Source organism: Curtobacterium sp. MCBD17_019 (assembly GCF_003234555.1).
Lineage (GTDB): Bacteria > Actinomycetota > Actinomycetes > Actinomycetales > Microbacteriaceae > Curtobacterium.
Window position 1 is genome coordinate 297829 of record NZ_QKTT01000002.1, and the last position, 13760, is coordinate 311588.

Consider the following 13760-nt stretch of genomic DNA (forward strand, 5'->3'; position numbering starts at 1 on the left):
AGCGGCGGCTCCTCCCTCCATCCCCGGCCCGCGATAGGCACCGACGAACACGCTCGACCCGCACGCCTGCACCAGTAGCCACGCCACAGAAAGAGACCATCATGGCCGCCCCTCTCGGCATGCGCGTCCGCACCTGGGCGATGTCAACGCTCGTCACACGAATCATCCGGGCGCCGAAGGTGGAGTTGACCTCCCGAGCGGTTCCGGACAACGAGATCGTGCACATCCCCACCCGTCACGGGTCAGTCCGCTGCTACATCACACGGCCTCCCGCGGACGCCCCGCTCGCCGCCAACGGTGCCACCCCGCCGGTGGTCATCAACACCCACGGTGGTGGGTTCGTGATCGGGAACCCGCTGCAGGACAACCACCTCGCTCGAGGGATCGCGGGCGAAGTCGGCACAGTCGTCGTCAACGTCGACTACAGCACAGCTCCCAAAGCCCGGTTCCCACAGGCGTTGGGGGAGTGCTTCGACGTGCTCAGGTGGGTCGCCCGCTCTGGGGACACCATGGGATGGGACGGCACCCGGATCGCGGTGACTGGCAGCAGCGCCGGGGGGAACCTCGCCCTCGGCACCCTCACGCAGACCACCCGCGAGCACGGCCCCGCTGTTCGCGCTGCCGCCCTCATCGTGCCCGCCGTGGACCTGTCGATCCCGCCCGCCGAAGCGACCTTGCTGATCGAGAAGCCGTTCGTGAACGCCGGGATGCTCGAGATGGTCGACACGGCCTACCCGCTGGAGGACACCGACCGGAAAAATCCCCTGGTCTCGCCCAGCTTCCTCTCCGACGCCGAGCTCCGGGCACTGCCACCGACCCTGGTCGTCACCGCGGAGCACGACACGCTGCGCCCCTCCATCGAGGAGTTCAGCGCGCGAGCGGTAGCCGTCGGCGCGCCGGTCGAGACCCGACGGTTCGACGACGTCGACCACGACTTCTACTACGCAAGCTCCACGCCGAAAGCGACCCTCGACACGCTCATGGCCGCGTTCACCGCGCACCTACTCGAACACCTCCGCTGAACCGCGTTGCACGCCGTGCAGCGTCGGTGGATCCGTCACCGGGAGATCATGCCCCACGCTGCACTTTGGAGGAGCATCGAAGCGGCCAGCACCATGAAGCCGGCAAACCGCAACACGGCGCTCGTGGCGGCGACCGCTGCCCACACCGGCAGCAACGGGACCCGTGCAATCGTCCCAGCACGAGAGGTGTGGTTCCGCTGGTCAGATTCGTCGTCGAGCTCCGCCGGCGTCGAGATGAACATCGCCGTCCGGGCGGGGCGAGCGGGAAGAAGCGTGGTCGTGAGGTGTCCTTCCATCGGTGCGGCTATGGGGACCAGCATCACCGCAGCGACACCCGTCGGCGTCGTTCCCCAGAACCGAGGAACCTGATGCAGATGGAGTACAAGACCGGCACCGGCCTACCCCAGACTCAGGGGATGACCGTTCCGACGCCCGGCGGGCCCGCGACGCCGCGCCCGCTGTGGCTGCGCACGCAACCCGTGCTCGAGCGCCTCCCGCTCTGGGTGAGCGTGACCGCGATGATCGTGGAACTGGTCGTCATCGTCACCAACGGCGACGGTCTGCTCGCCGGCATCGGCGCACTCGTGACCCTCGCCGGCGCGCTCGTCGCCGCCCGTCTACCGCAGGTCGGACTCACGTTGACGATGGCGGGCGTCGTCGTGGTGATCGTCGGAGGGCGGGAGCCGATCGGCGAGTGCACCGTCGTGGTGTTCGTCCTGTTCGCACTCACCTTGCGCGGCTTGCCGCCGACGCGCAGCATCGGGATCACAGCGCTGGCGATGGCCGTCATCTTCGGACTCGCCAGCTTCCTCTCCGCGGGCCGCGCGGTCGGTCTCGACGCCGTCGCGGTCATCGTCGCCGTCGTCGCCGGTGGTGCCGTGGGCGCGGCACTTCGGCTGCAGCGACAGTACTGGGAGTCCCTCGAGCAGCGCACCCGCGACGCGATCGCGACACGGGAGGCTGAAGCCGAACGGCGAGTGGCCGAAGAGCGGGTCCGCATCGCCCGCGACCTGCACGACATCGTCGGCCACCAGGTCGCCGTCGTGAGCATGCACATCGGCGCGGTCGAAGTCACCGCCGGCCGCGACGACGCCGCGACCCAGCGATCGCTGGTCGCGGCGCGCACCGCCGTGCAGTCGATCCTCAGCGACACGCAACGCACGCTGGCGATGCTCCGCAGCGACGACGCCGACCACGACGACGCGCGCCGACCGACACCCGGCCTGTCGACGATCGACGAGCTCGCCGCCTCGTTCCAGGACGCTGGCCTATCGATCGACGCGCAAATCACCGACCAAGCTCGCCGGGTGCACGAGGCCGTCGGGGTGACGGTGTTCCGCGTGGCGCAAGAAGCGTTGACGAACGCCCACCGGTACGGGACCGGTGAGGCCGCGCTGACGGTGCTGACGGACGAGGCTGATGTGGTGATCAGCGTCACGAACCCGGTCGCGTCCACGCCGCCGACCGCACACGGCAGCGGATATGGACTCATCGGTATGCGCGAACGCGTTGAGTCCGCCGGCGGAACCCTTCAGCTTGGCACCGACGAGGATGTCTTCACCGTCACAGCACGAATCCCATGGAACGAAGGAGCCAGCTCGTGACACACGTGCTGTTGGTCGATGACCAAGAGATGATCCGGCTCGGACTGCGCACCATCATCGACGCGCACCCGGACTTCACCGTCGTCGGTGAAGCAGCGGACGGGTTCGCCGCCCTCACCTTCCTCAACGATCACGACGTCGATCTCATCCTCATGGACGTCCGCATGCCCGGGATCGACGGCGTCGAAACGACGCGACGGATCCGGGAGCGGATCCCGTCCGAGCAGACCCGCATCGTCGTGCTGACCACCTTCGAGCACGACGACACCGTCCTCGCCGCGCTCCGGGCCGGCGCGAACGGGTTCCTCGGCAAGGGCGTCGGACCAGCCGAGCTCATCGTCAGTCTGCAGGAAGTCATCGCCGGGGGAGGTGCCCTGTCCGCAGCAGCCTCTGCCGCGCTCATCGGGCACGTCACCGACAGCCCGGGCCGCGTCATCGACGCCGACCTCGCCGACCGGTTCCTCGCTTTGACCGCCCGCGAGCGCGACGTGGTCCTCAGCATCGCGGCGGGGCACGACAACGACACCATCGCCTCAGAGCTGTTCGTCTCACCGTTCACGGTGAAGACCCACGCGAGCCGTGCGATGGCGAAGGTCGGCGCCCGTGACCGGGCCCAACTGGTCGCGTACGCCTACCAGGCCGGCCTTCTCGCCTGACCCGGCCGCGCGCATCACGCGGACGCAATGACCGTTCGGGAAGCCCTTCGGGAACATGGACGGTCGTTAGGCTCCTGGGAACGGGAGGAGCCGCCATGACTGATGCCCAGCAGAGGACCCGAGCGTCACGTGTGGCTGCAACCCGGGACGCGATCCTCACGGCGGCCGAGCAGCTCTTCGGTGAGTACGGCATCGCACACGTGTCAGGACGGCAGATCGGAGAGGCCGCCGGGCAGGGGAACACCGCGGCGGTCGGGTACCACTTCGGAGGCAAAGCAGATCTCATCCGCGCGATCCTCGCCCGGCACCAGCACGCCATCAACGCGCTCCGACTTGCCGAACTGCAGCGAGTCGAGGGGCGGAACGACATCCGCGACTGGATCGCCTGTTTCGTGCGTCCGACGACCACCCATCTCGAGTCCCTGGGATCACCGACCTGGTACGGCCGGTTCAGCGCGCAGGTCGCGACGGATCCCGCCTGGGCTGACATCGCGATGGACGAAGCTCGAGAAGCACCGGGGCTCATGCGCATCGCGCAGGGTATCCAGCGCTGCCTCCCGGACCTCCCAGCGCCGGTGCGTGTTGAGCGGATGACGATGGGCCGAATCCTCCTGACGCAGGTGATCGCGGAACACGAACGCGCGCTGGAGCGAGGCGGTGCCCGCATCTGGGCGAACTGGTCCGCCGTGGCGGACTCTCTGATCGACGTCGTGTCGTCCTTGTGGCTGGCCGAGGCGGTGACGTCTCCGCGCGCTGCCGGGCAGTCGCCATCCTGAGCGGGGTCCACCCTTCGGGGGACCCCCTTCCCAGTAGGTGGAAATCTCCCGGGAGTGTAAATCAAGCGATTGAGTTAAAAAGGGTACGGCGATTGACTCGCTGGGGCGGCAACAGCTGTTGCCGCCCCGCCCATCTCAAGGAGCACGATGACGGACATCGCCACGGACAGCAGCATGCGCGAAGCGGACCTGGAGGCGTTGCGCGCCCGGTACCGGGTCGAACGCGACCGACGCATCCGTCCTGACGGGCTCCGGCAGTACCAGGGCATGCGCGGCGCGTACGGGTACTGGGCGACGGACCCGTACACGCGCCGTTCGGATCGTCCGGCGAAGACCGACCGCGTCGAGGTGCTCATCGTGGGCGGCGGGTTCGGCGGACTCCTGACCGGGGCGCGGCTGCGCCAGGCGGGCTTCACGGACATCCGCATGACCGAGGAGGGCGGCGACTTCGGCGGTACCTGGTACTGGAACCGGTACCCGGGCATCCACTGCGACATTGAAGCCTCCGTGTACATGCCGCTGCTCGAGGAAGTCGGAACCGTCCCCACTCGCCGGTACGCGCCCGGCGAGGAGATCCGCCGGCACGCGATGGCGATGGCGAAGCACTTTGACCTGTACGACGACGTGCTCTTCCACACCCGGGTCACCGACCTCCGCTGGGACGACGACACCGCGGACTGGGCAGTCCGGACCGACCGCGGCGACACGATGCGCGCACGGTACGTCATCGTCTCCTCCGGGTCGCTATCTCAGCCCAAGCTCCCCGCGATCCCCGGGATGGAGAACTTCAGGGGACACACGTTCCACACGAGTCGGTGGGACTACGGCTACACCGGTGGTGACCAGGCCGGGGGGATGACCGGCCTTGCCGACAAGCGCGTCGCGGTGGTCGGGACCGGTGCGACGGGCATCCAGGTGATCCCCCTCGTCGCCGAGGACGCTGCGCACCTCACCGTTTTCCAGCGGACCCCGTCGAGTGTGGACGTCCGCGACAATCGCGATCTGCCCGCGGACTGGACCACGGGCCTCCCGACCGGATGGCAGCAGGAACGCATGGAGAACTTCCTCGCGGTCGTCTCCGGCGAAGAGACCGAGGTGGACCTGATTCAGGACGGCTGGACCTCCACCGCAGCGCTGCAACGCACGATGCTGACCGGGCAGACGGAGGACACGCTCGACCCGGAGGAACGCGACCGGCTGATCGAGATCGCGGACGCCCGCAAGATGGACCAGATCCGTGCACGCGTCGATGCCGTCGTCACGGATCCGGCGACCGCAGAGATCCTCAAGCCCTGGTACCGGTACATGTGCAAGCGGCCGACGTTCAGTGACAAGTACCTGCAGGCCTTCAACCGGCCGAACGTGAGCCTGGTCGACACCGCCGACACCGGAGGAATCACCGCCATGACCGAGACCGGTGTGGTGGTCGGCGACACGGAGTACGAGGTCGACGCCGTCGTTTTCGCCACCGGGTTCGAGACCGGCGTCTCGGGCGTCATCTCCGGAACACTGCCGGTGCACGGCCGGGACGGAACGCAACTGCTCGAAGCGTGGGCACGAGGCCCCCGGACACTGCACGGATTCGTGTCGCACGGCTTCCCGAACCTCTTCCACCTCGGAGCGCTGCAGAACGCGAACTCTGTGAACTTCGTGCACATCCTGCAGGAGCAGGCCACGCACATCGCCGCGATCCTGGAGCACGCTCGCGACGAGGGCGCACGGCAGGTCGAGCCCACCGTCGAAGCCGAAGACCGGTGGTTGGCGACGATCCACGAGGTGGAGGTGGACAACGCGGCGTTCCTGGCGGAGTGCACGCCCGGTTACTACAACGGCGAGGGCACCCGGAAGCGTGGGGGCGGCGGGTACAGCCCCGGGCCCGTCCGGTTCCACCGCCTGCTCCGGGAATGGCGGCAGACCTCGATCGACGAAGTCCTCGTGCCCGAGCTCGCCGTCACCAACTCCTGACCCGATCACTCCACCCAGATGGCCGCCGCTCAATGAGCGTCGGCCCGCCGATGTCGCGCCTACTGGTTGTGCAAGGAAAGGGCGGGATCTACTGCAAATGGAGTAGCCCGAACGGTGCGAAAGGAGGCCGTGTCGAAGCGCTCGGATCGGGATCGTTGACGTTGTTCGCACATCGCAACCACGACGACGAAGGAAACCGCATGTCCACGTTCCTGTCCCACCTCGGGCGCTTCAGCGCCCGGTTCCGATGGCTGGTGATCGGAGCGTGGCTCCTGATCATGGCCGTGCTGATCGGCATCTTCATCGTCGGTAGCGGCATCGACAAGGGTGCCGCGACCACGAGCATCCCCGACACCAAGGCCTCCCAGGCGTTGGAGCGGATGAACAAGGAATTCCCTTCCAAGACTGCCTCGGACACCGCGTCCCTGCAGCTGGTGTTCCAACCGAAGTCCGGCAACGTCACGGACGCGACGACTGCGAAGCAGCTCGAGTCGTTCCTCGCGAAGGCTCGGACGGTCGACGGCGTCAAGTCCGTCAGCGACCCACTGAACGCAGAACAGCCCTACATCTCCAAGGACCGCACGGTGGCCGTCGCCATGATCACCTACGGCGACCTGACGAAGAAGCAGGAGACGAAGTACTACGACGCAGCTCTCGAGCTGCAGGAGAACGCCCCTCCTGGGCTCGGTGTCGAGCTCGGCGGGAACCTCGTGCCCCTCGGCGCCCCGGCCACCAGCCCGAGTGAAGGCGCCGGCGTCATCATCGCGTTCGTCATCCTCGCGATCACGTTCGGATCGCTGCTCGCTGCGGGCATCAATCTCCTCGTCGCTGTCTTCGGCGTCGGTGTCGGCCTCATCGGTGTCCTCGCCTACGGCGCACTCACCCCGATCGGTGACAACGCGATCATCCTCGCAACCATGCTCGGCCTGGCAGTCGGTATCGACTACAGCCTGTTCATCCTGTCCCGCTTCAAGACCGAGCTCCGTTCCGGTCGGAGGGTCGACGACGCGATCGCTCGCGCAACCGGTACGGCCGGCACCGCTGTGGTCTTCGCTGGCATGACCGTCGTCGTCGCGCTCGTCGCGCTCATGGTCGCAAACCTCAGCTACATCACCGAGATGGGTGTCGCCGCAGCGTTCGCGGTCGCCGTCGCCGTCCTGCTCTCGCTCACCCTGCTGCCGGCACTGATGCGGTTCATGGGCGTCAAGGCGCTGTCGAAAAAGCAGCGCGCAGCGCTGCAACGCGGGGAACTCTTCACCGACGACGGCCCGCAGAAGCGCGGCGTCCTCCGCTCGTGGGGCAGCTTCGTCGTGAAGCGCCCGATCGTGTCTCTCCTGGGCGGCGTCCTCGTCCTGGTCGTCGTCGCGCTCCCCATGCTCAGCATGAAGACCGCCTCCAACGTCCCTGGCGGGTCCGACCCGGAGTCCACCGAACGCACCGCCTACAACCTCATCGTCGACAAGTTCGGCGGCATCCAGAGCCCCCTGATCGTCCTGGCTGAGGGTGACAACATCACCTCGAAGACCGCCGCGATCGAGAACGAACTCACCGGTCTCGACGGCGTGCAGCAGGTCGTTCCCGCTCAGGTCAGTTCCGACGGGGACTACGCACGTGTCACCGTCATTCCGACCGAGGGACCGATCGACGACTCCACCAAGGACCTGGTGCACCAGATCCGCGACGACGCTGACACCATCAGCGGAACGCACCTCGAAGTCACCGGTGAAACCGCGATCGGCATCGACTCCGACGACCAGCTCGCACGTGCGCTGGTGAAGTACGTCGTCGTCATCGTCGTCATCTCGATCATCCTGCTCATCGTCCTGTTCCGGTCGCTGCTCATCCCCGTGATCGCGACCCTCGGATACCTGCTCTCCGTCGGCGCGTCGTTCGGGGCGAGCGTCGCAGTGTTCCAGTGGGGGTGGCTGGACTTCCTGCCAGCACCGCAGGGCGACCCGATGCTGAGCATCCTGCCGCTGCTGCTCGTCGGAGTGCTCTTCGGACTCGCGATGGACTACCAGGTGTTCCTCGTCTCACGTATCCAGGAGATGTACCGCAAGGGCCGTGACCCCAAGCAGGCGATCCGCGAGGGCTTCTCCCGATCCGGTCCCGTCCTCGTCGCTGCGGCGAGCATCATGATCGTCGTCTTCGGCGGGTTCGCCACCGGGGAGTTCGCGATCGGCGCCTCGATCGCGTTCGGGCTCCTCGTCGGCGTCGCCGCGGACGCGTTCATCGTCCGCATGGTCCTGATGCCGGCTGCGTTGTCCCTCCTGGGTCGCTCCGCTTGGTGGATCCCGAAGTGGCTGGACAAGGTCCTCCCCGACGTCGACGTCGAAGGCCACGCCCTCGACAAGCACGACGCCGCGACACCCGCCGCGCAGGACCAGCCACGAGTCCTCGTCGGCTGACACTCCGAAGGGCCCCGGTGAGCACACCGGGGCCCTTCGTCCTCTGCTCGTAGAACGAAAGTGACAGCTGATGCAGCACCCCGTCCGCCCCGAAGACATCCATCTCCCCCCGACTCAGCCCATCGACATCACCGCCTACCTTGCAGCGGAAGCAGATCGTGCGTTCGCCGAGAAAGGCTCCGCACCAGAGCTGAACGTTCAGGATCCCGAACCGCCTTGCTGAGCGCGATATCAGCAGACCCGCTGCTCGAGCGGTGCGCGGTCAACGATCGTGGGTGAAGTAGCCAGACGAGAAACCCCGTCGCAGGGCAACGCGGGCAGACGTTCGGTAGTTCGTCGGCTATCGGGACGCAGGCCGGTCGTACTTGGCGACGATTTCTCGCCTCGCCTGGTCTCGAGAGAGCGCTCCTTGCAGCACCCGGCGGACTCGCTCGATGGCGTCTGCATCGACCTGTAGGCCCCGTGCTCGCAGCGCCAACTCGATGAAGGCCACTTCACCTTCGACGTCGATACGGCTCTCGTTGCTCGCCATGGACCAACTGTGCCCCCGACTCCGATACACGATGCTCAGCCGTGGCGCGCAGTACGAGCCGCAGTAGCCTGATCCAAGACCTTCATACAAGACTCTCGAAGGCGGAGCTCTCCTCACAGCGTGGGGGGATTGGCCTTCTGAACCGGCGGCTCCCAGAGATTGCTCAGGCTAAGTGAGTGCGTACCCGTCGGGAGGCACCGGCAACGTTGCCGCGACGAGATCTTCGACGAGGGTTCCATCGAGCGGGCGGCGGGTGACGAGGCACCATAGGACCATCGCCAGGAAGACCTGCGTGACCGTGTCGATCCTGAGGTCCGGGGGGAGCGCACCGGCCTCCACCGCCAGTCGCAGTCGTTCCGCGAGCCGCGTGCGGGCGGCAGTCGTGATCCGTTCGTCGTAGTTCGCGGAGAGGTCAGCATCTTCGGCAACAGCCGCGATGATGGCCTGGAGTACGGCGGCTGCATCGGGGTCGTCGTAAACACGCGCGACGGCCAGCATCCACGCAGTGACGTCGGCGTGGACGTCATCGGAGACGGCAACGGGACCTACCGGGAGGATGCCGCCCGCGGTGACCATCTCCGAAACCAGCGCCGCTTTCGTCGGCCACCATCGATACAGGGTTTGTTTGCCGACGCCAGCTACCGCGGCGATTCGCTCGAACGACAGCGTGTCCCATCCACGGCTGGCCAGCTCCGAGCGTGTCGCGTCGAGGATCGCCAAGCGTGTCTCTTCATTGCGGAGTCGTCCTGTGCTCTTGGCCATACAGCCATCCTCGCGGCATCACGACTCCGGCCGGCGCGGCCAGCCGTGGTGCGGACTACTGAACGGAGACGCCGCCGTCGCTGGAGAGGACGGCGCCGTTGATGTTCACACCGTCCTTGCTGAGCAAGAACGTGATCGAGGCAGCGAGCTCGGCGGGCGCCGCGATGCTCGGTAGCAGTGCGAAGAACGGCGCCAACCGCTCCTGGCCCTTCTCCGAGAGCTTCGAGGAGGAGCCGATGTTCGTGGCGACCGCGCCCGGAGCGACAGCGTTGACACGCAGTCCTCGCTGCGCATACATGAACGCTGCGGAGCGGGTCAGGCCCAGGACCGCGTGCTTGGACGCGGTGTAGGCCGCTCCTGAACCGCTACCGAGGAGCGCGGCGCCGCTGATGATGTTGACGACGGAGCCCCTGCCGGCTTCGAGCATGACGGGCAGCACGGCTCGGGTGAGCTTGAAAGTGCCGGTGACGTTGACGCCCATCACGCGCTCCCAGACGGCGTCGCTCGTCTCGTCGATGGGGGAGAAGTCGTCGGCGATGCCGGCGACGTTGGCGAGAGCGTCGATCTGGCCACCGGCGGCTGCGACGATCGCGTCGACGTCTGCCTGCGAGGTGATGTCGCCACCCACCGGCACGATGTCGGCGTCGGGCAGTTCCGCAAGCAGATCTGAGAGGCGGTCGGCGGTGATGTCGACGGCCACGACCCGCCCGCCTTCGCGTGCAACGCGTGACGCCGTGGCACGACCGATGCCGGACGCGGCCCCGGTGACGATGACGGTCTGGCCGGAGAAACGACCCGGAGTGATCTGCTCAGTCCAGGTGGAAGCCTGCGTGGACTGCGGAACCACGTTCGTGTGGCTGTCGGGTGCGGTGGAATCGGACATGGAGGTCTCCTGTCGACAGTGACGAGGGTGAGCTAGGTGGTGATCACCAGGCTTGTCGAGACAAATCGTCTCGACTTCAAGAAATCGTACGCCTGGCGTCGACGCCCTTCCGACACGTTCCACCCTGGGGCTCAACGCGCTCCGGACACCTGTACGAGCATCCGGCCACCCTCCGGTGTGTCCAGTAGCCGATGGGCTTCAGAGATCCATCGCCGAGGGCTACCGTGCCCTCATGGGGAAGCGGAACTACCTCGTCGAAGGCGTCTCCGGAACAGGGAAGACGTCGGTGTGCCACGAACTGCGTCGCCGTGGTTTCCCAGCGATCGACGGCGATCGAGAACTCGCCTACCAGGGGGACCCGAAGACAGGGGCGCCTGTCGATGGTGTGACCGGGACAGCCGTTCACCACCACCACATCTGGCAGGTAGACAGGGTCCGCTCGATCGCGGCGGACCAGTCAGATCCGGTCACCTTCTTCTGCGGAGGATCGCGCAACGTCGAATCGTTCATCGACGTCTTCGACGACGTCTTCGTCCTGATGATCGATCGGGCAACGCTCGAGCGACGTCTGGAGGCGCGGGGCGATGACGAATGGGCCGGGACGGGCCGGCTGGAAGAGCGGGCCCTCGTTCACGCACTCCATGCGACCGGCACCGTGCCGCGCGATGGCGTGCACGTCGATGCCAGTCAGCCGCTCGATGTCGTCGTGGACGAGGTGCTCCGCCGGTGTGGCCTGTCCGAGTGGTGAGCGCGTCCTGCGTGATCACGACGCGTCATCCGCTTCCGCGCACCGCCGTGAGAGCGCTTGCCAGCGTGGCCAGGTCTCTCTAGTCGCCTTCGATGAAGCCGGCGGCCGCGAGGGCGCGCTCGTAGATCTCTCGGATGACTGCGGCCTTGCGGGCGTTGTAGTCCGACATGCGTTGCGCTGGCTGCTGTGCGGCCTGACGCTTGACGGTCGCGTAGCGTTCGCGATCCGCGGTGTCGTGTCGGAGCCAGTTCCGGAACACCACGTGCTTGACCAGCTCCGGACTGTCCGGCCCGAAGACGTGCAGGTTCACGGGGATCCCGGGAACCGGCGCTGCCGCCCGGTTGCTTGCAGGGGCTCCCTGGAGGAGGCGATGCTCGTGCCACCAGGGCTCGCGCACCGTGAGGACGAAGCCCGCTGCTTCCAACCGCGGCAGCCAGACACGTTCGTCGGAGGGATCTGCGACCGTCAGGTCCAGGTCGAGTACCGGTTTCGCCGCGAGCCCAGGAACAGACGTGGACCCGACGTGCTCGACACGGAGCGCGCGAACGTCGAGAGCATCGATGATCAGGTTGCTCACCGTCGATGCGAGCTGCGGCCATTCAGGGTCCGGGTCGACGACACTGATGACGGTGGCCTTCGGCGGGACCACCCACGGGCTGGCTCCCGCCGGCACGGGCGGCTCGTCGAAGTCGAGAATCTCAGCGGTCGTCGGCACGCCCATAGTCAACCCGATTGGTCGGCGCATCGGTTGATGACCGGGTCGCCAAGGGACGATCCGTGCCGTGCGGAGGCCGACGGCCGAGATCGACGGCGGCACAAGCGGTGATGAGCAGGCCTGACGTGACGAAGATCACCCGTGATCCCGGATCCACCCGCGCTGGACGGCCCTCCATTCCCGCGCCAATGGTGGGGATCGGCGACGCGCGGTCCGACACCGGTCGGGAGGCCCGGTGGCAGCAGAGCCGTGTGTCCATCAGGCGCACACCGCGATGAACGCACCCGTCTTCGCCGGCGCGGCATCGCTCCTCGTACCAGCGAGGACGGCAGACGGCGCGCCGATGGCCCAGCTGGCGCCGCCTGGTGGCGGATCGATCATGCCGACGCATCCGACGCGCTCCGGGTCCGGGCGTACCGGAACGACAGCGCGGCGGACGCCACCGCGGCCAGCACGAGGACCACGAGCGGCATGGTCGCGGCTCGAACTCCGCTGTGCGTGATCAGCGCTCCGGTGAGCGATGCGCTCATCGCGATGCCGATCGCGGAGGCGGAGTTGATCCATGTGAACCCCTGCGTCAGTGCTGATCCGGCGACCGTCGCCTGCACGATCTGGGAGGACGACGCGAGCAGCGGGGCGATCGCTGTTCCGCCGATGGTCAGCATGATCGCCAGCCCGAGCAGCGTGGGCCAGGCGACGCCGACGAGCACGGCGACCGTGAGCACGAGCGTCGCGACCAGCTGCGCCGCCTGGGGACGCGGGGTCGCCCGCATCGACCCGTACACGAGGCCCGCGATGATGCTCGCGGCGCTGGGGACGGCGAGGACGAGACCGGTGAGGGACAGCATCCCGCGAGCGCTCGCCGCGGCGGTGACGAGGAGCGGAACAGCGCCGAAGAAGCACCCGAGCCCGAGGTTGACGCCGAGTGCGGCGAGGAAGTCCGGAGCGAGGAGTGAGGTCCGGGTCCTGTTCCGGCCGCGTCTCCGACCTCGACGCGGCGCTGGTGCGGTGCGCGGTTGCAGCGACAGCGTGCCGCAGCCGAGGGCGACGAGTGTCGCGGCCGCGGCCGAACCCGCCCACGGGACGAGGGAAGTACTGGCGAGGGTCACGAGGATCGGACCGGACAGGAACACGACGTCGTTGACGTTCGCCTCGAGGGAGAAGGCGACGCGGAGCGCCGGCCCATCCGTCAGGAGGTGCGACCACCGCGCCGCCGACAGGGCTCCGGGCTGGGGCGTCACGGCACCGGCGACCATCACGGCCGCGAGCGTGACCGGGACCGGTGCGCTCCCCGCGGTGGTGATGGCCGCAGCGACCGCGGCAGCGTGAGCGGCGACGATCACCGGGACCGTCACCGCCTGCCCCCACCGGTCCACGAGGCGAGCGACCTGCGGACCCGCCACGGCCTCCGCGATCGAGAAACCGGCCGTGGAAGCGCCTGCGACCGCGAACGATCCCGACGCGTGCTGGATCGAGAACAGCAGCCCGAGCCCGGTCATCGCGACGCCGAGACGCGCAACGGCCGCGGGGAGGAAGAACGCCAGCGCCCCGGGGTGGTCGAGGACACGGCCGTACCGGGCACCGGTCGACCGGAACGGTCCGAGGACCGAGGACAGGAGCGAGCGCGCAGTCGTCATGGACGATGCCTCCGACGCGGTGCCGGTGATCGGTCGGCAGACAAGTCGGCCT

General features: G+C 67.7%; 12 protein-coding genes. 7 read left to right on the top strand and 5 right to left on the bottom strand.

Features of this window, described 5'->3' with window-relative positions:
• The first annotated feature begins 140 nt into the window (after nt 1-140).
• From DEI82_RS03325 to DEI82_RS03355, 6 genes are all read left to right on the top strand, one after another.
• The gene (locus tag DEI82_RS03325; RefSeq protein ID WP_258371941.1) at nt 141-1022 is read left to right on the top strand and encodes an alpha/beta hydrolase; all 882 of its coding nucleotides are present in this window, start codon (nt 141-143) and stop codon (nt 1020-1022) included.
• Nucleotides 1023-1048: 26 nt separating this feature from the next.
• Nucleotides 1049-2626, top strand: a complete 1578-nt coding sequence (locus DEI82_RS03335) for a sensor histidine kinase (RefSeq protein ID WP_146242818.1) — start codon at nt 1049-1051, stop codon at nt 2624-2626.
• Nucleotides 2623-3282 carry a response regulator transcription factor gene (locus DEI82_RS03340; RefSeq protein ID WP_111035784.1) on the top strand — a complete coding sequence of 220 codons (660 nt, stop codon included), beginning with the start codon at nt 2623-2625 and terminating at the stop codon, nt 3280-3282. Before DEI82_RS03335 ends, DEI82_RS03340 begins: the two co-directional genes overlap by 4 nt.
• Before the next feature lie 131 nt (nt 3283-3413).
• Nucleotides 3414-4058 (top strand): TetR/AcrR family transcriptional regulator, encoded by a 645-nt coding sequence (locus DEI82_RS03345; RefSeq protein WP_284183579.1) that lies wholly within the window; start codon nt 3414-3416, stop codon nt 4056-4058.
• Between the two features lie 147 nt (nt 4059-4205).
• Nucleotides 4206-6023: an NAD(P)/FAD-dependent oxidoreductase gene (locus DEI82_RS03350; protein ID WP_111035786.1), complete on the top strand. Its 1818-nt coding sequence runs from the start codon at nt 4206-4208 to the stop codon at nt 6021-6023.
• Nucleotides 6024-6223: 200 nt separating this feature from the next.
• Nucleotides 6224-8431: an MMPL family transporter gene (locus tag DEI82_RS03355; RefSeq protein WP_111035787.1), complete on the top strand. Its 2208-nt coding sequence runs from the start codon at nt 6224-6226 to the stop codon at nt 8429-8431.
• Nucleotides 8432-8771: 340 nt separating this feature from the next.
• On the opposite strand, the gene DEI82_RS15950 is transcribed toward DEI82_RS03355, so the two are convergent.
• The 3 genes from DEI82_RS15950 to DEI82_RS03365 form a co-directional block, all read right to left on the bottom strand.
• Nucleotides 8772-8963 carry a hypothetical protein gene (locus tag DEI82_RS15950; RefSeq protein WP_146242819.1) on the bottom strand — a complete coding sequence of 64 codons (192 nt, stop codon included), beginning with the start codon at nt 8961-8963 and terminating at the stop codon, nt 8772-8774.
• A 168-nt stretch (nt 8964-9131) separates the two neighbouring features.
• The gene (locus tag DEI82_RS03360) at nt 9132-9725 is read right to left on the bottom strand and encodes a TetR/AcrR family transcriptional regulator (protein WP_111010748.1); all 594 of its coding nucleotides are present in this window, start codon (nt 9723-9725) and stop codon (nt 9132-9134) included.
• 55 nt (nt 9726-9780) lie between these two features.
• The gene (locus tag DEI82_RS03365; RefSeq protein WP_258371934.1) at nt 9781-10731 is read right to left on the bottom strand and encodes an SDR family NAD(P)-dependent oxidoreductase; all 951 of its coding nucleotides are present in this window, start codon (nt 10729-10731) and stop codon (nt 9781-9783) included.
• 109 nt (nt 10732-10840) lie between these two features.
• Here DEI82_RS03365 and DEI82_RS03370 point away from each other — a divergent pair, with 109 nt between their 5' ends.
• Nucleotides 10841-11356, top strand: a complete 516-nt coding sequence (locus DEI82_RS03370) for an AAA family ATPase (RefSeq protein WP_111027259.1) — start codon at nt 10841-10843, stop codon at nt 11354-11356.
• Nucleotides 11357-11435: 79 nt separating this feature from the next.
• Here the strand turns inward: DEI82_RS03370 and DEI82_RS03375 are convergent, their stop codons facing one another.
• Together DEI82_RS03375 and DEI82_RS03380 are read right to left on the bottom strand one after the other, a co-directional pair.
• Nucleotides 11436-12077 (bottom strand): GrpB family protein, encoded by a 642-nt coding sequence (locus DEI82_RS03375; RefSeq protein WP_111027258.1) that lies wholly within the window; start codon nt 12075-12077, stop codon nt 11436-11438.
• A gap of 371 nt (nt 12078-12448) precedes the next feature.
• Nucleotides 12449-13708 (bottom strand): MFS transporter, encoded by a 1260-nt coding sequence (locus DEI82_RS03380; RefSeq protein ID WP_111035788.1) that lies wholly within the window; start codon nt 13706-13708, stop codon nt 12449-12451.
• Nucleotides 13709-13760: the final 52 nt, after the last annotated feature.